Genomic DNA, 19,100 nt, shown 5'->3' on the forward strand with positions numbered 1-19,100 from the left:
GCCCCACCTTCTACTCATACGTATCGATTACTTCAGCTTGAATACCGCACTCACTGGGTTATGATCGCTATTTTCAAACTTCAAATCTTTCCCTTGTACATTTACAATTTCAACATTCGGTGAAACGATAAAGCCATCAATAATCGTGACGAAATTTTCACCTTCCACATATTTCTTCACATCATCTCTCACAGTCATAACAGACGGATCTACAGCCCACTTAAAGCCACCATCAGTAAAGTCCTTTGGTAACTCTACTAACCACTCAGGACGCTCTTTCACGAACTTCGGATCACTTAACTGAGCGTTAGAAATTAATTGATTCCAGTCTCCGCCCATTATTACATAATCACCATTTTTATAATGCTTGTTCATATATTTTTTTAAATATTCTACTTGCTGTTTTCTAATTTTCCCGCCTTCATCATAAGCAGATAAATGTAGATTTACGAGTCTAACAAATTTCCCATTATTAACAGGTATTTTATGTTCAACAATCGCTCGGTCTAAATCAAATAAACGCTTTGGCCACGGCTCCATTCCAGGAAGCTGAAATCTCTTCGCTGTTTGAACCGTATATTTAGAAAATGTACTTAATCCAGCTTCAGCATATCCCATTGGACTTGTGATTGGTACAGGAACCCATTTTGTATCATAGTTCTTTCCGAACGAAGAAGCATAATCAGGTAGTCCTTTTTTCAAAAATTCATGTCCATTTACATCAAATGATCGCATTGATTTTATATCTATTTCTTGTAATAGCGCAAAATCACTATTCTCATTCTGTAAAAACGAAAGCATATTCTTTAAGTTAGTTTCCGTTTGTTCTTTACTACTTGAACCAGACCCTTTTCCCCCATCCATAAAGAAGTCTTGATCCTTATCTAGTCCAGCATATCCAATATTAAATGTTGTAACTTTAAATTCATTTCCATGCGCAATTACGCGCTCCTTATTGTTTTCCACCTTCAAGCTTATAACATCAGCCGGCTGTTCTTTTGTAAGTGTCATATAAGCTAAAAACCCACCTACAACTCCCACACCTACTAAAATACATATAAGTACTATTTTTAATAACTTTTTCAAACAAACGACCCCTTTTCTAAAACATACGATTTTACTTTTCTTTATTTTCAGTTAAATAAAAAAATGACAGACATACGAAATATTTTATCACATTGAAAACCTTATATCACTATATTTAGTTTATAAGTAATGATTCCCTATCTTAAACTATTATAGAAATACAAAATGCACCAACTTCTCCACTGGAAATTAAACGCAATGTTTAGTACACTATATGTAATAATCATAGGCGATGGAGTTCGCCATAACCGCTGCTTAGCTAATGACTCCTACCAGTATAACTACTGGTAGGAGTCTATTTTTTTGAGCAAGCTATTTAAAGAGGTGAGGAATTTGATTTATATTATCGTCGGTATAGCCGGTATATTAGGAGCCCTTTCTCGTTATTATTTAGGTCTTACTATTCATACATTTTGGCATCATTCTTTTCCATTAGCTACATTACTCATTAACTTAGCCGGCTGCTTCTTATTAGCATGGCTAACTACGTATATCGCCCGGCTAAACATCTTACCTTCAGAGGTTATCACAGGCATCGGGACTGGATTCATCGGTTCCTTTACGACGTTTTCAACATTTAGTGTAGAAACTGTGCAATTAATCAATCATTCTGAATGGAGCACGGCTTTCTTATATGTATCATGTAGCATACTTGGCGGTCTCATTATGTCTGGACTTGGCTATACACTAGGTGATTTCTTAATTAAGAAATCACTTACGGAAGGTGATCACTTATGATGGAAGCTTTATTAGTGGCAACTGGAGGGTTTTTCGGTGCGATTACACGATTTGCAATTAGCAATTGGTTTAAAAAAAGAAATAAAACACCCTTTCCAATTGCTACATTCCTTATTAATATAACAGGAGCATTTTTACTCGGGTATATAATTGGCAACGGAGTCTCTACAGGATGGCAATTATTATTAGGAACTGGATTTATGGGCGCATTCACCACATTTTCGACACTTAAATTAGAGTCCATTCAGCTTCTCAATCGCAAAAAAATTTACACATTCCTTTTATATTTAAGTACTACTTACATAATTGGTATCCTATTCGCATTCCTTGGAATGAAGCTCGGTGGAATATAAAAAAGCGACTCTATTGAGTCGCTTTCTTTCATAAGAAGTATGTCCCGCCATATGGAATGGAAAATAAAGTGAAACTTTAATCAGTGGGGGTTTTGTTCTTACCCACTGATTATTAGCCTTCACCAATCGGGCGTTTACGGGCAGTTGATCTCCCACCTAACTTCTTTGCTCCTGCCGAATTTTGAGGTGGGAGTTTTACTGCCCGTTAATGCGGGATAAACCAGCTGGATACACATCATAATGTATACTTTGCACAGGAAGCTGTGCATACGACATATACTGACTCTGCATCATTTGTGCTACTTGTGCTTGTTGTTGCATTTGAATGGCCTGATGCACTGCCTGAATTGTCATCTGTCCCCCGGCCACTGTAATCGCTGCTCCTACTTGTCTTCCAGTGCAAAAATAAAGCGCTAAAAAATGGAATTCCTGTGATCCAAATGAACAGTACGAATGGCTTATATAGTCCCTTCAAATTTTCTGAAATTAACAATACCGCTCTTCCCGTTTCTGGCCCAATATATATGCAGAACAATAAACCAAAACATCCGCAAAGAATGATAATTAACTTTAACCATAATGACAATTCGTTTTGTTTCACAAAAATCCACTCCTAAACTAACAGCATTTATCTATTGCTGTTTTTTCAACTTTGAAGTGATAAATCCAACTAGCAACACACCAATACCACTAAAGAACAATAGGTAGCTTACTGGTACTAGGAAAAAGAAAGGTTCTACAAGAAGCCCATTATCCGCCACTTTACTAGTTGTACCGTGCATTAATAAACAGGTAACTCCTAACGATATTAGTACGATAGCTAATAAAAATTTATTTTTCATAATATATTCTCCTTTAATTTCACAATTACTTTTGCTAACCTCATAATAAGTCCCGACGAATTCCAAGTCAACAATTATTTATCGTTTTACGATAAATAATTGTTGACTTGAATAATAAAAAGACTATAGACAATCATTGTCTATAGCCTCTTCACTCTAAAATATTCTTTTTGGAACATACACATTCTTATCGCATTATGGTAGTTGCCATCAACGAAAAACTCATCTTGCAACTCACCTTCTACTATAAATCCGACCTTTTTATAAACGTGTACAGCTTTTTCATTCTCTTTATCGACAACTAAATATATTTTATGCATATTTAATACGGAAAAAGCGTAATCCATCGCTAAACGCGTTGCATCAGCTGCATAACCGTAACCTTGGTAACTCGGATCAATAATAATTTGGAATTCAGTTCTACGGTGAATATAATCGATTTCTACTAATTCGACTAATCCCACCATCTCATTATCTTTCTCAACGATAAATCGGCGCTCACTTTGATCATGTATATGTTTATCGTATAAATCCTGCAGCTCCACAAATGCTTCATAAGGCTCTTCAAACCAATACGACATAATATGCGCGTTATTATTAAGTTCGTGTACAAACTTTAAGTCTTCCCGTTCTAAAGGACGTAATTTCAATTCCTGACTCATTTCTATAACCTCCAAGTAAAATAACCTCTTCACTTAATTTCTCAATTTTTTTCGATTTCAAACGCCCTAATTACATTGTAAACCTTCAAGTAACTTGAAGGTCAAGGTACAAAAAGTAGTGCAAACTTATGTCTGCACTACTCTTTTCTCAAATCTCTCATATTCGATATGTATAAAGCAATAACTAAAACAAGAATGGATCCCGCATATAATAACGTCTCCATTGGTTCCTCATGAGACACAATAATTAAACGAATTAACGCCGTAATTCCGATATAAATAAAATAACGTAACGGAAAATGATAATTCGACTTAAAATACTTAATAATTAATGCGATGAACTCGAAGTATAGGAAATAGACGATGATACTCTCAACTAATTTATAAGATGTATACTTCTTCGCTGAAAATATGTATTGAATAAAAGTAATTGTTTCGTTAATTAAAAAAATCGATAAAACAATGGATAATATGATTAATGCTATATTTAATATCCACTGTAAAACGCTAGCTATATAATGATCGATATTAAATGACTTCATTTTCTCTTTTAGCTCCCCTTCGTGTAAGTACTTATTCATTATAGCAAAATTATACTTACAGAAATGTTAAATCATATATGATCGTCCTCTTTCACGATTACTTCACCATTCGGATATTTATGCTTGCTGCAAAAGCGAGAGGATACGATACAGTCCCAATGCTTGGCTATAACGTTGAAGAATTCCGCAAAGCATTTAATAACTGACGTCTTAATGATTGCATTAGGCAAAGCAAAAGAGCCAGGATTCCCATCAGTTCGATTAACTGTAGATGAAGTAACGTCTTGGAATGGCGAGTTTTAATCACCGTGTTTATCGTACTTTTGGAATGAAAGTACGATAAACACTATTAACGAAACTATGATGGTAGCAACCATAATCATAATGCAAAACTACAATCTAATCGAATAATACAAAAAAGAAAGGCGGAGAAAACAATGCTTGAAGTTTTAAATCGAATTAATGAATTAGCTAAAAAACAAAAAGAAGAAGGTTTAACAAAAACAGAATTAAATGAGCGCACAGAATTACGCGAGAAGTATCTTCAAATTATTCGCGGTCAAATCAACACCACTGTTACAGGATTAAAAATATTAGATCCTTTAGGAAATGACGTGACTCCTGAAAAATTAAAAGAGCAACAAAAGCTATCACTAAACACAGATAACAACGCATGAAAATACCCAGCTCCTTTGTTACTTAATGATGCATCTAATAGTACGTTTGCTTAGATGCATCATTAAGTTAATATCTACTTCCCCATCCACTTTCTGTTTCTAAATCAAAAAACCACAAACAAATTGTCCCCATCTTTTCTTTGCATCCTTTAGCTTTTTCACAATGAAACCATATACGTCAAAATCTTTTCATGACGTTATTACTTCCACATAGTTGCAATTTATATAATAACGGTACAGTACAAATAACTTGCTGTATAAAGTGAAACTTTAATCAGTAGGGGTTTTCTTCATCACCCACTGATTATTAGTTGAACCAATCGGGCTTTTACGGGCAGTTGATCCCCCATCTAACTTCTTTGCTTTCGCTGAATTTTGAAGTGGTGGTCTTACTGCCCGTTAATGCGGGATAAATAATTGTGGGGGGATTAATGATGAACGAAGCGTTACTATTAGTCGACATACAAAATGATTACTTTGAAGGCGGCAATATGGAATTACATCAACCTGAAAAAGCCGCACAAAAAGCGAAAGAAGTCTTGAAAGTATTTCGTGAAAAACATAAAACAGTTATTCACGTACAACATATTGCGAACAATGAAGGAGCTACTTTCTTCTTACCTGAAACAGTAGGTGCTCAAATTCATGATGATGTACAGCCAATTGCTAACGAAAGAGTCATACAAAAACATCACCCTAACAGTTTTTTAAGAACCAATTTATTTGAAACATTAAAGAAAGAAAAAATAGATCAACTAGTCATTTGCGGTATGATGACTCATGTATGTATTGATGCAACAGTACGTGCTGCCAGTGATTTAGGATTTCAATGTGTTGTAATTGAAGATGCTTGTACAACAAGAGATTTAGAATTTCAAGGAAATCTGATCCCCGCAGTACACGCTCATCAATCGTTCATGAGTTCGTTAGAGTTTGGTGATATTTATGCGAAAATCATGTCGGCAAACTGTTTTATAAACAAGAGCAAATAAAGAATTACAGTTCCATATAAAAAAAGAAAGAATAAATCTCTTATTCTTTCTTTTTTTCGATTGTCTTAATGACAGTATTTATACGATAATCACCATAATGTAAAACATCTGCAAGAGTCTCTTCTAATTGCTGGTGCGAAGATGTGTGAAGAATCATGATATAACACCCATCGCCACTTATACGATACATTTCAGTAATTAAGTCCGTTTTTTCAAAAAAAGTTTGAATTTGATTATGATAATGTGGTGCATGCAGAAATAGTGTAACAAACGTCATAATAGCCCCTTCTAACTTAGCCCTGTCGATATCTATCGTATATTTTTGAATGACACCCGCCTCTTCTAATTTATTAATTCGTTTCCCAACAGCCTGGCCAGTCAAATGTACTATCTCTCCAATTTCCTTCCAGTTCATTCTAGCGTTTTCTTGTAGTAACTTTATAATTTTAAAATCTATTGAATCAAACATGGACATCCCCTTCCTATAGGAATCACCTTCTCTAAGATCATCATTTCCCCTACAATTCATCTTAAAAACTTTTACAATACACTCGATTAACTCTATTAAGAATTACATTACTGTTAACAGCTTTCCTTCTTCCTTTACTATGTATTTTTCGATTACTCGTAGGTATCAGAAAAAAATTGATAAGCGTTCGAAAGGGCCATCCAGTAAGCCAGCGATTGTTTTTTATAAATATGAAAATTTTTTAGGAATTAGTTTATCTTTTTTTAATGATTTATTTAGAGGGAGTTTATACTCGGGGATTAACATGATAAACGTAGTAACTAAGTTCGTTGCTCCCACCTGAATCTTTTCATATAACAAAAATTTAAAAGGACGAACTGCTACTATAATCGCAAACCGTACTAACTAAAATCATACAATAAGGAGACGATAAAAATGAATAAAAAAACAAAAGTACTATCATCCATACTGCTAGGATTCACATTAGCATTAACAGGTTGCGCTGGCACGAAAGCTGAAGAAAATCATAGTAAACAAAAACAAGAACAAGCTGCGAAAGATACTAAAAAGGAAAATAAGTTAACTAAAGGGCAAAAAATGGCTAATATTCTTAGCGAGACAAATTGGCAAGGTACAAGAGTGTATGACAAAGATAAAAATGACTTAACGAAAGAAAATGCAAACTTCATTGGTCTTGCAAAATATGATGCGAAGTCAGGAAGATATGAATTTTTTGATGCTAAGACTGGTGCAAGCCGTGGCGATAAAGGAACTTTCTTTGTCACAAATGATGGGAAGAAAAGAATATTAATTTCAGAATCAATGAAGTATCAAGCTGTTGTTGACATGACAAAGCTAAATAAAAATGTATTTACCTATAAAAGAATGGGGAAAGATGCTAACGGTAAAGATGTAGAAGTTTTCGTTGAACATGTTCCATATAAAGAAAAAGAGCTTTCTTTCACGGATCCGGATAAGCAGCTAAACTCTACTACAGGTGATATCGTTAAAAACGTGGATGGAGATAAAATTTTAGGCGGAACCCTTTGGCATGGAACAAAGGTATTAGATGAAGCCGGTAATGATGTAACGCAGTTTAATTCGAATTTTATAAGTCTAGCAAAATTTGATGACAAGTCTAATAAATACGAGTTCTTCAATAGCGAAACAGGTCAAAGCCGCGGTGATTATGGCTACTTCGATGTTGTACATGAAAATAAAATAAGAGCTCATGTTTCAATTGGAAATAATAAATATGGTGCGGCTCTTGAACTTACTGAACTGAATAATAAGAAATTTACGTATAAAAGAACTGGTAAAGACCAAGCGGGTAAAGACATAACTATATTCGTTGAACATGAGCCTTATAAAGGTGATATAAAACCACAATTTAGCTTTTAAAAACGTTTGATTACAAATCCTGTACTGAGCTGCAGGATTTTTTAAAAGAAAAATCATTTATGATTCCCTTGAAAAAAATTGTCTTATATCCCCCTCAACAATTCAGCACGATTGTTGAATATAATATCTCTCATTTTTTTAACAGCTTTAAAAAGCCTTACTACACATAAATTGTAGTAAGGCTCCGACTATTTAAGATGAAAATTTTATTATCTCTATACAAATAAGGTTTAGCAAATAATGTTACTATAACCTCAAAAAAAGAAATCTTATTTTAACTTTCCTATTGATAAGTTAACACGATAATTCCCATACTTTAATAGTCGCCCCAGAAAGTTATCCAATTCTTCATTAGAAGCAAAATGTGTTTTTAATAAATAACATCCCTCACCACTTATACGGTCTACTTCAGAAATCCCTTCTTCTTTTTGAAAGAAATTCATAAACTCTTGATGATTAGCTGTTGTTACGAATAAAGTAACAAATGCAGTCACTACTTGTCCTAATTTGATTCGGTTTATTGCGATTGTATATTGTTCAATAATCCCTAAATCCTCTAATCTTCGAATTCGATTTCCTACAGCCTGCCCCGTCATATGTATTTTTTGACCAAGTTCTTTCCATTGTATTCTTGAGTTTTCTCCTAATAATTTCAGTATCTCAAAATCTGTTTGATCAATGATATAAACCAATCCTTTCATCGTGAAAGTAGAAAGCCAGAAAGTGTTTCGCCAACTTATTCTGCTTGTCGATACAATTCACTATACTTAGTTTATCCTCTTACATCACATTGTTTATCAGTTATATTTACTTATAACACAGAGGACGCAACAAAAAAATACATCTAGATTTAAAGGAGGTTACAAATATGTTATTACAAGAGATTTTATCGTTCAATGAACAATTTGTAGAAAATAAAGAATACGCTCCTCGTGAAGCGACAAAACTGCCTAAAAAACGTATGGTTGTTGTTTCTTGCATGGACGCTCGTTTAATTGAGCTACTTCCAAAAGCTTTAGATATACACGATGGTGATGCAAAAGTTATCAGAAATGCAGGTGGTAAAATTGCTTCTGCTTTCGATAGTGTTATGCAAAGTGTTGTCGCATCAGTATATGATCTAAATGCAGATGAAATCTTCCTTATCGGACACCAAAGATGTGGTGCGAGCCAAACTAATCCAAAAGGAACACTTCAAAAAATATTAGATCGTGGAGTAGCTTCACCAGAAATTTTATCAGCGATTGAATATGCTGGTGTTGACCTTGAAAAATGGTTATTTGGATTCGATGATGTCAACGGTTCAACTCAAGCTAATGTTGATTTAGTAAGAAATCATCCACTTATTCCAAAAGATGTTCCTGTACATGGTTTAGTTATTGATCCTCACACAGGTAAATTAGATTTAATAGTTGATGGATATAAAGCATTAAATGGTATGAAAAATTAATTATTACTTAAATGAAGGGAAGTTATTAGATATGAATAGACAAGAAGCTACGCAAAAAATTATGGAAGCAAAAATTGCAAAAGGTTTAACATGGGAAGAAATTTCAAAAGTAAGTGAAAACTCTGAGACTTGGGTTGTAACAGCGTTATTAGGACAAGCTACAATGACACGTCCAGAAGCAGAAAAAATCGGTAAACTATTAGAATTAGATGAAGAAGTAGTTCAAGCATTAACAGTAGTTCCACTTAGAGGTCAAGTAATGCAAATGCCTCCTACTGACCCAATCTTATATCGATTATATGAAATGATGTTACAATACGCACCGACTCTTAGAGAATTAATCCTAGAAAAAGCTGGCGAAGGTGTAATGAGTGCAATTAACTTCAATCTAGGTGTGGACACACAAGAAGATCCAAAAGGTGGCGACCCTCGTATCGTGATTACACTTAACGGGAAATTCTTACCGTTCCGTACATGGTAATTAATTAAAAACCTATCTATATAATTAAAGTGATTTTATAGATTTATAAAATCCATCCTTTTTAATCTAGCTGTATAGAAAGGATGGATTTTTACTATGAGATTCTTTTTATACAAGGGAGAATAATATGAATAAAAAATACGTCGATACGAGCTTTAGTATTCTACAGTGGTTTGTGTTTTTATTAGCAAATGCAATTGCATTGCCTATCATTATTGGTGGCATATTCCATTTATCAATAGAAGATATCTCAACATTAATGCAACGAACTTTTTTAGTTGCAGGAGTAAGTTCATTTATACAAGCATGGTTTGGGCATCGCTATCCCATAGCGGATGGGCCAGCCGGTTCATGGGTAAGTATATTTGTCATATTGGGACAAGTCGCTATGCATCAGGGACAAAGTGCAAAGGATGTATTACAACTTTTAGAAGGTGGATTAATTATTGCAGGTATATTACTCTTCACGCTTGGTATAACAGGGCTTGTTCATCGAATTCTACGTTTATTTACACCCTTGGTTACAGGCACTTTTCTTTTAATATTATCTCTTCAGCTTAGTGGTGTGTTACTAAAAGGAATGATGGGATTACAAGGAGCTGTAACTCATCCTGATTATACAACGGCTACTATTGCGCTCTTTGTTTTTGCCCTTATTACTTTCTTATCAATTAAAGGGAAAGGATGGATGAAAAGTTACGCTGTGTTACTTGGAATTTCATGTGGTTGGCTTTTGTATGCTGTATTAGGAAAATCATCTCATATACCTTCACACACACCGTTAGTTAAGTTACCAGAGCTATTTTCTTGGGGCACACCTAGATTAGATATTGGAATGGCTCTAACTGCAACTTTATTTACATTTCTTTTAGTTGCAAATACGATTGCTGCTGTTTCAGCTGTAAAACAAGTGGCTCCGTTATCTAAAGAAAATGAAAAGCAAATACTGAACCGCGGCGTGTGGGCCGGAGGTATATCACATATTATCTCGTCGTTGTTCTCTACAATTGGAATTGTACCATTGCCTGCATCAGCAGGATTTATTCAACTAACAGGACAAAGAAAAATGAAGTCGTTCCTTATAGCAAGTCTTATATTAGCAGGAATTTCTTTTATTCCTTCAATTGTAAACTTTATATCCTTGCTACCAGGTCCTATTGCTAATGCCGCACTTTTAGCAACATTTGTCCAAGTAATAGGCATTTCATTTCAATCCATTTTACGTGAAGAATTAAATCAACGCCGATTAACAATATTAGGAATTTCATTATTAATCAGTTTGGGAATAATGTTTCTTCCAGAAAGTGCATTTAGCGGAATTCCTTCTTCCTTACAATATGTTTTAAGTAATGGATTACTTGTGGGTACCATGCTTGTCATTCTATTGGAACAGTTTTGGAAAGAGTAAAATTTGTGACTAAGTAAAAAAGCGCCCTGCTTACAGGGCGCTTTTTTATACCTAATGACTAATACTAGCAGTTGGGTATAATGTTGTTCCTCCAATTGAAACTTTTATTTCATTTGTTAATGGAACATTTTGTTCATTAATAATTGTTCTCCACCATTCCCATGCAAGACCAGTACATTCTCTTGCTACGATTTTTATATTTTTTGAATTTGGTGGAAGAGGGATAACTGTAGAGTAATGAGCCGTTTTGTCTTTGCCGCTACCATCCCATGTTTTATGTGTTAGTACTTCTTTACCATTTTGATCAAATGTGAATTCATCCCAAGATACATCAAATTGCGCAACGTAAGCACCGTAATGATCCAGTGTCATTTTAGCACTTGAATATTCTGTAGTTGTCGTCTCGATATAATCTGTATTGTTATGAACAGCCGCAGTTGCATTATCTTTTAAAAAAGTACTTGTATATGAAATTGGGTATGCTGGATTTTTAAGACTTAATTCAGCATTATCTTTAATGATATTTCGGATTTCATTGAAATCTTTAGTAACAACCTTGTTATGCTCTTTCGCATCTCCGCCTAATACTACAGCAGTAAAGGTACTTTCTTCAAAAATATCTTTGTACTGTCCATTCGTTTCGACGCTGTTATTCTTAAGTAAGGCTTTAAAAGCAGCTTGTACATCTTTGCTCTTAGATGTTGTTTCTAATTTTACATAAACAGTTCTACCATAAGCTACATTTGAGACCATAACAGGTGGAGCCGAATTACTTACACCTTTACGAGTTAACTCACCAAAAGTAACACTATTATCAAAAAGATCGGATGGATTGTTAGGTAGTTCAGCACTTACGGTATAAAATATTTGCTTATATGCCGCTACCATCACTTTTTTCTCTCCATTTGCAACCGCATTAAAATCAATGTTTAGACTGTTATCAAGATATTTAGCGTTAACGTTAAGGGCACTTGCGATTTGTGATTTACTATAAACCATAGATTCTGTATACTGCATTCTTGCAGGTAACGTATGTGTTTTAGAATACTTTTCATTCCAAGTAGATACTAAATCATCCACTGCTCCAGCCACATTACCATATGTCGGATTCTGGACAGTAATTGTATTTTCTTTTCTCATGCCAGGTAAGTCTATACTAATATTTAAAGGCTTTCTCTTAGCCACTAATAAACTCGGTTGATTGTCTGCAAAAGCTTTATTTGCAAGTTGTACCGCTCCTGGATACGTACGATTCGCCACAGAATCAATAATCGAAATATCGACTGGTGAAGTTGTAAGTGATTTTTTCTCGCGTTCCACTACTACAAATTTACCATTTGAATTGATACTTTCTTTCGGAACAAAACTCTCTACTTTATCACCATTTACAGCTAAAACCCCTTGATTATTATATTTAAGATTTGCTATACCAGTATCAATGCCACTAGCATTTTTGGTTACATCAGTTGTATTACCTGCTTGTGTTTCTGCGAAGGAAATAGATGAATAATTAATAGTGCATAGACTAACTAATAAACACGCAAGGAACTTTCTTCTTTTAGTGTTTTTCTTAATATTCAGAAAAATTACCCCGTTCTTTTTTTAGTAAGATATGATAATGATTGATAAATGATAGCTAACTAATAAACCTACATAAATGCTTTCAAAAGTTCTTGAATTAACGGGATTACGCCACCTACAAATTTCAAAACTGCCATTGCGATTTCCATATTATTTCCTCCTTTTTTATTGCTACGAAAATGTGATTTATCTTTATGCCCTCATTATAGTGACCCCTTACACTTTTATCAATACACTCTTATATGCAATATTACATACAAAAAAAACAAGCTGAATTCTTATAAAAAGTTATACAGAGATAAATTTTTCATTTGGTAAATACTTGAAAACACGAAGCATTCCTTTGCATTTCATGAGTAATTTACAAGTTTATTGTTGGAAGCATCGCAAGACCGGAAGTAATGAAATACATGCAGGACTGTTACGAGCAGCCAGAAATATTAAGAGTTATCATGGGCAACCGCATTAAAAAAAGCTGCTGCCTATAAAATACAGACAGCAACTTCAACTAGAGTAGCTGGCATGATTTACGCAAGCTACAGTATTTTTTGACATACTCATTTTTCACATTTTGTAACTAATAAACAGCAATTGGCCCATAAGGACCATTGATAATTTCTATTTTTGTTTCAAAAATATCTGTCAAAATTTCCGGGTCCATAACCTCTTCTACTGTTCCAAAAGCAGCAATTTGTCCATCCTTCATAGCACAAATTTTATCCGAATATTTGGCTGCAAAATTTATGTCATGCATAACAGTCAAAATTGTTCTTCCAAATTCATTAGCTGCACGTCTCAAATGCTCCATCATTTGAACAGAACGAGCAACATCAAGGTTGTTCAGAGGCTCGTCCAAAAGTACATATTCAGTCTCTTGGCACAATACCATCGCTACATATGCCCTTTGTCTTTGACCGCCAGAAAGCTCATCTAAATATCTATTCTCTAAATTAGTTAAATCTAGAAAATCGATATATTTAGAAATGATAGCTTCATCCTCTTTAGTTAATCTTCCCTTTGAATAAGGAAAGCGCCCAAATCCAACTAATTGTCTAACAGTAAGCCTAGTTACAAAATGATTTTCTTGTCGCAATATAGTCAAAACTTTTGCTAAGTCTTTTGATTTGGATTCAGAAACATCCATATTTGCTACCTGAATTTGACCTTCATCCATATCTAAGAGTCTTCCAATCATCAAAAGTGTCGTGGATTTTCCAGCGCCATTTGGTCCAATTAAAGAAGTAAAGCCCGCTTTTGGTATTTCAATATCCAAAGGTCCTATTTTTACCTTATCCGTATAGAACTTTTTAACATTATCAATTTTTATCATAAAGCCCTCTTCCTTAAAACTATAGTTAAGAATATGATTCCACCAAATAATTCAATAATAACTGAAACTACACCTTGAGCATGGAATACATGATACATTAAAAAGTATGCGCTCGTCATTATCAAAAATCCTATAGCAAAAGCCATCGGAAAAATGTATCTATGATCATAAGTTGACGCCGCCTGATAACTCAAAGTTGCTACTAAAAAGCCGTAGAACGTAAGTGGTCCAATTAGAGCTGTTGAGATGGACATCAAAATAGCAACTAATACAAGCGTATAAATTACACTAGGTTGATATTTAACTCCAAAAGAAGTAGCAACATCCTTTCCTAGTGACAAAACATTCAAATTCTTAGAATGAGCAAAAATTAATACTGCTACAATTATGATCATAGGAATTACAATAGGAAAATATGCAGGATCTGCATGATTAACAGAACCAAATAATCTTGCTTGTAAAATATCAAATTCTGAAGGCGCAAGTAGTTTTCTCATAAAAGTTGATACAGAATTTAGCCCGGTACCAATAATAATTCCAACTAAAAGCATAAGTTGTAAATTCCCGTATTTACCGGAAAGTAACCATCCATAAAGTATCAAACTCATGAAAACCATAACAACAACTTGGAATAAAAATGATCCAATTCCATTAAAATTTATTAATGCACTAGCACCAAAGAAGAATATTGTACTCGTTTGAATTGCTGAATAAAGTGATTCGAAACCTAAAAGCGAAGGAGTAATAATCTTATTATTCGTAATAGATTGGAAAGCAACTGTCGACAAGCTATGGCAAACTGCAGCAATAATCATTGCAACAATAGCTACTATCCTTCTCTTAACAACTGGGATAAAAGAAGGTGAATCTATCGGAACTGGATTGTTATAAACTAAAAGTCCATATGAAGAAAGGAGACCTAAAGCAATCAATGTTATGAGTAAAATCCAATAACGTCTTGCTTCCTTCTTAGACCGAAAAGCACTAGCTGATCTACTTTCATTATGAAGGCTAGAATCGATTTCGACATTTTCTTTTTTTCTATATTCTAATGTGATCATCGTAGCCTCCTTGGTTTTCTTTGTCTCAATAAAATAGTAATAAACACGACTGCTCCCACTGTTGCAAGTATTAAAGAAACAGGTACTTCAAAAGGCTGTATAATTGTTCGAGAAATGATGTCACAGGTAGTTATTGTCCCCATTCCAATCACACATACCCAAGGTAAATTACTCCTAAGATCATCACCTCTAAACATTGAAACGATATTTGGCACAATTAATCCCAAGAAAGGTAAGTGTCCAATAACAGCTGCAACAATTCCAACTGCAACAGAGATAAGAGCAGTCCCAAAAAGAACAATTCTATTGTAATTAACTCCAAGGCTTGTTGCGACATCTTCTCCTAGTCCAGCTAAAGTCAATCTATTAGCATACATAAAAATAAGAAAAGTAATGATAACAATCAGCCATAAATATTCATATCTTCCCACCTGAACGTTAGCAAATGAACCTACAAACCAAGTTTCAATACTTTGCGTCTTTTGAAAAAGGAGTCCCAAAAAAGTAGACACTGCAGAAATAACTGCTCCAAGCATCAATCCAATAATCGGGACAATTAAAGACGAACGAAGTTTAACTCTTCTTAAAAATAAAAAGAAAATCATAGTTCCTATAAAAGAAAAAATGATTGCACCAGTCATTCTTTGAAGTAAAGTCGGGGCAGGAAACAGTAAATATACAAAAAGCAGGCCTAAGCCTGACCATTCAATAGTCCCCGTTGTAGTAGGTTCAACAAAGCGATTCTGTGTAATGAGTTGCATTACGAGCCCTGCCATCGCCATTGCAGCTCCAGTAAGCATTAATGCAACTGTTCTCGGAACACGAGTGATGAAAAACATCTCCATTCCGTCCTCTTGTCCACGTATATCATAAACTCCAGTAAACAGTGATATAATCCCTAAAATTATAACAACTATAATCGCTATTATAAAAGGTTTTGTCCATAATTTATTGTGATTATAAAACTGGGGTTGAGAAATATTCTCAACCCTAGAAATTATATTTTTTGACACTGCTTCGTACTCCTTTACACTACTTAGCTAAAGTTTTTGCAATATTTCCAAATAACTCTGTATAAGTTTGAATTGATTCATTTGTGTAAGTATCTTCTGGTGCATAAATAACCTGGTTTTTAGAAACAGCAGTTGTGTTTTGAAGAGCAGGTGATTTAGAAATAACATCCTTAGCTGGAGCTGAAGTAGCTGCATCAGATGTTGCAGCATCACGATCTAATACGAAAATCCAATCAGGATTTGTTTGTGCAATAGCTTCAACAGAAACATCATCACCTTTATGACCTGCAGTAGAATTAGCAACTTCTAGTGCTGGAGTCCAACCGAAAATTTCATACATCGGTCCCCAAACGCGACCAGAATGTGGAGCAGCAAAACCAATATTTCCACCAGTAACGATAACACTCATAACTTTATCTTTTCCATTATAAGCAGATTTTGCTTTTTCAATAGATTTATCAAAATCAGCTACTACTTGTTTAGCTTCTTTATCTTTATCGAAGATTTTTCCTAAAGTAATTGTAGAATCTTTAAGTCCTTTTACTAAGTTTTCGCCAGGCTTAGTAGCTTTCTCAGAAACATCAACATTAAGATCAATAACAGCTGCCTTTGGTACTAATTTTTTGATTTCTTCGTAATGACCAGCAAATCTTTGACCAACGATTACAAGTTCAGGATTTGCAGCTGCAATAATTTCAAGATTTGGTTCACGGTGATTTCCGATATTTTGAACTTTTTCATCCTTTACATATGCTGAATCTGCAGGCATTACATCCTTTGGAGCAGCCGCTAATTTAATTCCCCAATCAGATAAAGTTTCAAAAGTTCTGTTATCCAAAGCAACTACATTCTTTGGGTTTACAGGGACTTTAACAGTTCCATGAGCATCAGTGATTTCAACCGTTTTTGGCTTATCACTACTATCACCTTTATTAGCTTTCGAAGTTTCCTTACTTGAATCTGAGCAAGCTACTAACATTAAAGTGAAAATTGCTAGAATACTTACTAATTTTAAAAGCATAGTTTTTTTCATACGTATACTCCTTATAATGTAATTTAGTTCGAAAATGATAACGTCCATAGATTAAATTAGATAGTAACTTTTCTGCATCTAAATTGCTATTGATAATCATTTTCATTTGAATATCCTGTTAATAAGTATAGTCATTAATTATGTGAAAATCTTGTGAATGGTGTGAGTTAATAAAATTAAACATAAATTAGATACAGTCTCATCTAATGCGCACCAGAGTCATCCCCCACACGTACTAATCAATAGATTGGGTACCTTATAAACCATGATTTCTATTGCAAAAAAAATGCCCATTAATAGCTAATTTTTTCATAATCCATTGCCTGATAGCAATCTTCTTTTTATAGGTTCCGTCTTTTAATATTTCACAGAAACTATTTGATTATCAGGTTTAATAGAAAAAACGAGTAAAACTGTATGAAATAGTTTTACTCGTTTTTTCTATTATGACAAACTGTACTTTACCTATTATCTTATTTTTATCATTCAACCATTGAATAGCCTCTGCCATGTATCGTTTGAATATATCTGTCTTTCTTCTCGCACTTTAACTTTTTTCTTACATACCCAATATATAAGTCTACTACATTTGGATTTACTACTACGTTATATCCCCAAACCTGATTCAAAAGCATTTCACGGCTCAATATTGTATTTTTATTCTTGATTAAAAATACAAGTAAATCGTACTCGCGCTTCGTAAGCGAGAGATTTTTACCACCTTTTTTCACAATATCGCTAGATGCATCAACAAAGAGATCTTTAAACTGAAAAAAATTTATCTCATTTTGCTGGATACAGTCAGTTCTCCTTAAAATAGCTTGAACCCTTGCTACTAATTCTTCTTTCACAAATGGTTTTCTAATATAATCATCTGCCCCTGCTTGTAGCCCCGCTATGCAATCCTTGCTAGAAATATTGTCGGTCACAATAATTATCGGTGTTGTTTTAACAAGTCGTATTTGTCTACAAATTTCTGGCCCCGATATACTTAATGAATCCCAATCCAATATGATAATATCCCAATCTTGTTCATATACTATATTTAAACCTTGGTTTTCATTGTGAAGTTTTAAAATGAAATAGCCCTCTTGCGTTAGACCGCTTACGATTTTCTTTGCAAAAGACCGTTCATTCTTAATTACTAACACCTGCTTCACCGATGGTTCACCTCTACTTCAATATAACTTAGTTGGATAAAAAGTTATCCCCAAAAAATAATTTAGGATTTATAAATATTAAATCCCTAAAAAAAGCCATTATAACAGCTTATTAGGAGAACTCTATATAATCTTACAATAGATATGGATAAAAACACAAAATATATGAAGATTTAAATACATATTATTTAATCATTAAGAGCAACTATATTATCTAGCTGCTTATTATCAATAACGATTCCCTCAGTTTCTGTTTCAAGGGTACCGTCCTCAACTTAAGCATTTTATCAAACCACAAAACAAAAAGAACCATACCCCCGCCACTCTGGCAAAGTTATGGTTCATATCATACAAAATAAAAAACCACCAAACAGTTATGTATTGGTGGAGACGGTGGGAGTCGAACCCACGTCCAAAAATATCGGCACTTAAGCTTCTACGAGTGTAGTCGATATATTAGCATTTCGCGAACTCTTCAGCCTATCGACAGGCTTCCAAGTTGCTAGTCTGATTGTTCTCTTCCTTCGCCCTCAGACGGCGAACTCCGGCGTAGTCCACTTAGTTTGAGTCCCTTACCCTACCACATGGACGATGGAGGGAGGAACCTTTAGTGCAATTAAGCAGCTAAAGAAAGATTGTTTTGTTTGCCAATTATAGGCTTTGACGTTTTAACGAGGCCGATCCCCTCGACTCGCAACCTAAGCTCGAACTATCCCTGTCGAATCCGTAACGTCCCCATGATAAAAATGGAGCATACGAAGAAATATCGTGATAGCTACTAAGAGCTGTTTTTCAATGTGCAACAATCTTACATAAGTTAT

Annotated in this window: 21 protein-coding genes, 1 other RNA gene, 1 pseudogene and 1 riboswitch; of the genes and pseudogenes, 9 read left to right on the top strand and 14 right to left on the bottom strand. The window is 34.3% G+C overall.

Translation table 11 applies throughout. From position 1 onward, the window contains the following. Positions 1–27: 27 nt before the first annotated feature. Positions 28–1,086 carry an endonuclease/exonuclease/phosphatase family protein gene (locus tag MKY90_RS25935; RefSeq protein WP_341092912.1) on the bottom strand — a complete coding sequence of 353 codons (1,059 nt, stop codon included), beginning with the start codon at positions 1,084–1,086 and terminating at the stop codon, positions 28–30. 219 nt (positions 1,087–1,305) lie between these two features. Then, positions 1,306–1,365: riboswitch (Fluoride riboswitch) on the top strand. 54 nt (positions 1,366–1,419) lie between these two features. On the opposite strand from MKY90_RS25935, the gene crcB (MKY90_RS25940) reads away from it, so the two are divergent. Together crcB (MKY90_RS25940) and crcB (MKY90_RS25945) are read left to right on the top strand one after the other, a co-directional pair. Beyond that, positions 1,420–1,824 carry a fluoride efflux transporter CrcB gene (gene crcB, locus MKY90_RS25940; RefSeq protein WP_002143706.1) on the top strand — a complete coding sequence of 135 codons (405 nt, stop codon included), beginning with the start codon at positions 1,420–1,422 and terminating at the stop codon, positions 1,822–1,824. After that, a complete protein-coding gene (crcB, locus tag MKY90_RS25945) occupies positions 1,821–2,177 on the top strand; it encodes a fluoride efflux transporter CrcB (RefSeq protein WP_002167412.1) in 357 nt (118 codons plus the stop codon). The genes crcB (MKY90_RS25940) and crcB (MKY90_RS25945) overlap by 4 nt, the downstream gene beginning before the upstream one ends. Before the next feature lie 195 nt (positions 2,178–2,372). Here crcB (MKY90_RS25945) and MKY90_RS25950 read toward each other — a convergent pair whose 3' ends face one another. The 4 genes from MKY90_RS25950 to psiE all read right to left on the bottom strand — a co-directional run bounded on the left by MKY90_RS25950 (position 2,373) and on the right by psiE (position 4,223). Next, positions 2,373–2,639: a DUF3947 family protein gene (locus tag MKY90_RS25950; protein WP_048516780.1), complete on the bottom strand. Its 267-nt coding sequence runs from the start codon at positions 2,637–2,639 to the stop codon at positions 2,373–2,375. Positions 2,640–2,809: 170 nt separating this feature from the next. Continuing rightward, a complete protein-coding gene (locus tag MKY90_RS25955; RefSeq protein WP_002129860.1) occupies positions 2,810–3,019 on the bottom strand; it encodes a DUF3955 domain-containing protein in 210 nt (69 codons plus the stop codon). Positions 3,020–3,159: 140 nt separating this feature from the next. Continuing rightward, entirely contained in the window at positions 3,160–3,681 is a 522-nt protein-coding gene (speG, locus tag MKY90_RS25960; RefSeq protein WP_002112781.1) for a spermidine N1-acetyltransferase, read from the bottom strand. A gap of 137 nt (positions 3,682–3,818) precedes the next feature. Continuing rightward, complete coding sequence (gene psiE, locus MKY90_RS25965) at positions 3,819–4,223, bottom strand: phosphate-starvation-inducible protein PsiE (RefSeq protein ID WP_002129862.1); 405 nt, start codon at positions 4,221–4,223, stop codon at positions 3,819–3,821. 116 nt (positions 4,224–4,339) lie between these two features. Between psiE and MKY90_RS25970 the strand changes: the two are divergent. From MKY90_RS25970 to MKY90_RS25980, 3 genes and pseudogenes are all read left to right on the top strand, one after another. After that, a pseudogene (locus MKY90_RS25970) lies at positions 4,340–4,526 on the top strand (nitroreductase family protein); the annotation flags it as partial. A gap of 134 nt (positions 4,527–4,660) precedes the next feature. Continuing rightward, positions 4,661–4,900, top strand: coding sequence for a DUF896 domain-containing protein (locus MKY90_RS25975; RefSeq protein ID WP_002129863.1), 240 nt, complete (start codon positions 4,661–4,663; stop codon positions 4,898–4,900). Positions 4,901–5,334: 434 nt separating this feature from the next. After that, on the top strand, positions 5,335–5,892 hold the full coding sequence (locus MKY90_RS25980) for a cysteine hydrolase family protein (protein ID WP_033713130.1): 558 nt from the start codon (positions 5,335–5,337) through the stop codon (positions 5,890–5,892). A gap of 40 nt (positions 5,893–5,932) precedes the next feature. On the opposite strand, the gene MKY90_RS25985 is transcribed toward MKY90_RS25980, so the two are convergent. After that, entirely contained in the window at positions 5,933–6,367 is a 435-nt protein-coding gene (locus MKY90_RS25985) for an Lrp/AsnC family transcriptional regulator (RefSeq protein ID WP_341092914.1), read from the bottom strand. A gap of 429 nt (positions 6,368–6,796) precedes the next feature. Here MKY90_RS25985 and MKY90_RS25990 point away from each other — a divergent pair, with 429 nt between their 5' ends. After that, complete coding sequence (locus tag MKY90_RS25990) at positions 6,797–7,762, top strand: DUF4822 domain-containing protein (RefSeq protein WP_001036744.1); 966 nt, start codon at positions 6,797–6,799, stop codon at positions 7,760–7,762. Between the two features lie 269 nt (positions 7,763–8,031). On the opposite strand, the gene MKY90_RS25995 is transcribed toward MKY90_RS25990, so the two are convergent. Beyond that, complete coding sequence (locus tag MKY90_RS25995) at positions 8,032–8,463, bottom strand: Lrp/AsnC family transcriptional regulator (protein WP_002016035.1); 432 nt, start codon at positions 8,461–8,463, stop codon at positions 8,032–8,034. Positions 8,464–8,630: 167 nt separating this feature from the next. Here MKY90_RS25995 and MKY90_RS26000 point away from each other — a divergent pair, with 167 nt between their 5' ends. From MKY90_RS26000 to MKY90_RS26010, 3 genes are all read left to right on the top strand, one after another. Continuing rightward, positions 8,631–9,212, top strand: coding sequence for a beta-class carbonic anhydrase (locus tag MKY90_RS26000; RefSeq protein ID WP_002129867.1), 582 nt, complete (start codon positions 8,631–8,633; stop codon positions 9,210–9,212). 31 nt (positions 9,213–9,243) lie between these two features. Continuing rightward, positions 9,244–9,693: a cyanase gene (cynS, locus tag MKY90_RS26005; protein ID WP_001081567.1), complete on the top strand. Its 450-nt coding sequence runs from the start codon at positions 9,244–9,246 to the stop codon at positions 9,691–9,693. 127 nt (positions 9,694–9,820) lie between these two features. Next, a complete protein-coding gene (locus tag MKY90_RS26010; protein ID WP_341092917.1) occupies positions 9,821–11,101 on the top strand; it encodes a purine/pyrimidine permease in 1,281 nt (426 codons plus the stop codon). A 51-nt stretch (positions 11,102–11,152) separates the two neighbouring features. Here MKY90_RS26010 and alo read toward each other — a convergent pair whose 3' ends face one another. From alo to ssrA, 7 genes are all read right to left on the bottom strand, one after another. After that, positions 11,153–12,682: a thiol-activated cytolysin family protein gene (gene alo / locus MKY90_RS26015; RefSeq protein WP_206771721.1), complete on the bottom strand. Its 1,530-nt coding sequence runs from the start codon at positions 12,680–12,682 to the stop codon at positions 11,153–11,155. 577 nt (positions 12,683–13,259) lie between these two features. Then, complete coding sequence (locus MKY90_RS26020) at positions 13,260–14,012, bottom strand: iron ABC transporter ATP-binding protein (protein ID WP_002139178.1); 753 nt, start codon at positions 14,010–14,012, stop codon at positions 13,260–13,262. Beyond that, positions 14,009–15,073, bottom strand: coding sequence for an iron chelate uptake ABC transporter family permease subunit (locus MKY90_RS26025; protein ID WP_000631242.1), 1,065 nt, complete (start codon positions 15,071–15,073; stop codon positions 14,009–14,011). Before MKY90_RS26025 ends, MKY90_RS26020 begins: the two co-directional genes overlap by 4 nt. Further along, positions 15,070–16,086 (bottom strand): ABC transporter permease, encoded by a 1,017-nt coding sequence (locus tag MKY90_RS26030; RefSeq protein ID WP_063218056.1) that lies wholly within the window; start codon positions 16,084–16,086, stop codon positions 15,070–15,072. The genes MKY90_RS26025 and MKY90_RS26030 overlap by 4 nt, the downstream gene beginning before the upstream one ends. A 19-nt stretch (positions 16,087–16,105) precedes the next feature. Continuing rightward, positions 16,106–17,119: a siderophore ABC transporter substrate-binding protein gene (locus MKY90_RS26035; protein ID WP_063218055.1), complete on the bottom strand. Its 1,014-nt coding sequence runs from the start codon at positions 17,117–17,119 to the stop codon at positions 16,106–16,108. Positions 17,120–17,601: 482 nt separating this feature from the next. Next, positions 17,602–18,279, bottom strand: a complete 678-nt coding sequence (locus MKY90_RS26040) for a response regulator transcription factor (protein WP_078184808.1) — start codon at positions 18,277–18,279, stop codon at positions 17,602–17,604. A gap of 382 nt (positions 18,280–18,661) precedes the next feature. After that, positions 18,662–19,016, bottom strand: a transfer-messenger RNA (tmRNA) gene (ssrA, locus tag MKY90_RS26045). Between the last annotated feature and the right edge of the window lie 84 nt (positions 19,017–19,100).

The organism is Bacillus sp. FSL P2-0099 (assembly GCF_038007445.1).
GTDB classification, from domain to species: Bacteria; Bacillota; Bacilli; order Bacillales; family Bacillaceae_G; genus Bacillus_A; species Bacillus_A mycoides.

What these genes read in the sequence shown, in the direction of transcription:
- cynS (WP_001081567.1), top strand. Translation starts at nt 9,244, where the DNA reads ATGAATAGACAAGAAGCTACGCAAAAAATTATGGAAGCAAAAATTGCA.
- crcB (WP_002167412.1), top strand. Translation starts at nt 1,821, where the DNA reads ATGATGGAAGCTTTATTAGTGGCAACTGGAGGGTTTTTCGGTGCGATT.
- MKY90_RS25985 (WP_341092914.1), bottom strand. Translation starts at nt 6,367, where the DNA reads ATGTCCATGTTTGATTCAATAGATTTTAAAATTATAAAGTTACTACAA.
- MKY90_RS25995 (WP_002016035.1), bottom strand. Translation starts at nt 8,463, where the DNA reads ATGAAAGGATTGGTTTATATCATTGATCAAACAGATTTTGAGATACTG.
- MKY90_RS25955 (WP_002129860.1), bottom strand. Translation starts at nt 3,019, where the DNA reads ATGAAAAATAAATTTTTATTAGCTATCGTACTAATATCGTTAGGAGTT.
- MKY90_RS25980 (WP_033713130.1), top strand. Translation starts at nt 5,335, where the DNA reads ATGAACGAAGCGTTACTATTAGTCGACATACAAAATGATTACTTTGAA.
- MKY90_RS26010 (WP_341092917.1), top strand. Translation starts at nt 9,821, where the DNA reads ATGAATAAAAAATACGTCGATACGAGCTTTAGTATTCTACAGTGGTTT.
- MKY90_RS26025 (WP_000631242.1), bottom strand. Translation starts at nt 15,073, where the DNA reads ATGATCACATTAGAATATAGAAAAAAAGAAAATGTCGAAATCGATTCT.
- MKY90_RS25975 (WP_002129863.1), top strand. Translation starts at nt 4,661, where the DNA reads ATGCTTGAAGTTTTAAATCGAATTAATGAATTAGCTAAAAAACAAAAA.
- MKY90_RS26000 (WP_002129867.1), top strand. Translation starts at nt 8,631, where the DNA reads ATGTTATTACAAGAGATTTTATCGTTCAATGAACAATTTGTAGAAAAT.
- speG (WP_002112781.1), bottom strand. Translation starts at nt 3,681, where the DNA reads ATGAGTCAGGAATTGAAATTACGTCCTTTAGAACGGGAAGACTTAAAG.
- psiE (WP_002129862.1), bottom strand. Translation starts at nt 4,223, where the DNA reads ATGAAGTCATTTAATATCGATCATTATATAGCTAGCGTTTTACAGTGG.
- MKY90_RS26035 (WP_063218055.1), bottom strand. Translation starts at nt 17,119, where the DNA reads ATGAAAAAAACTATGCTTTTAAAATTAGTAAGTATTCTAGCAATTTTC.
- MKY90_RS25990 (WP_001036744.1), top strand. Translation starts at nt 6,797, where the DNA reads ATGAATAAAAAAACAAAAGTACTATCATCCATACTGCTAGGATTCACA.
- MKY90_RS26020 (WP_002139178.1), bottom strand. Translation starts at nt 14,012, where the DNA reads ATGATAAAAATTGATAATGTTAAAAAGTTCTATACGGATAAGGTAAAA.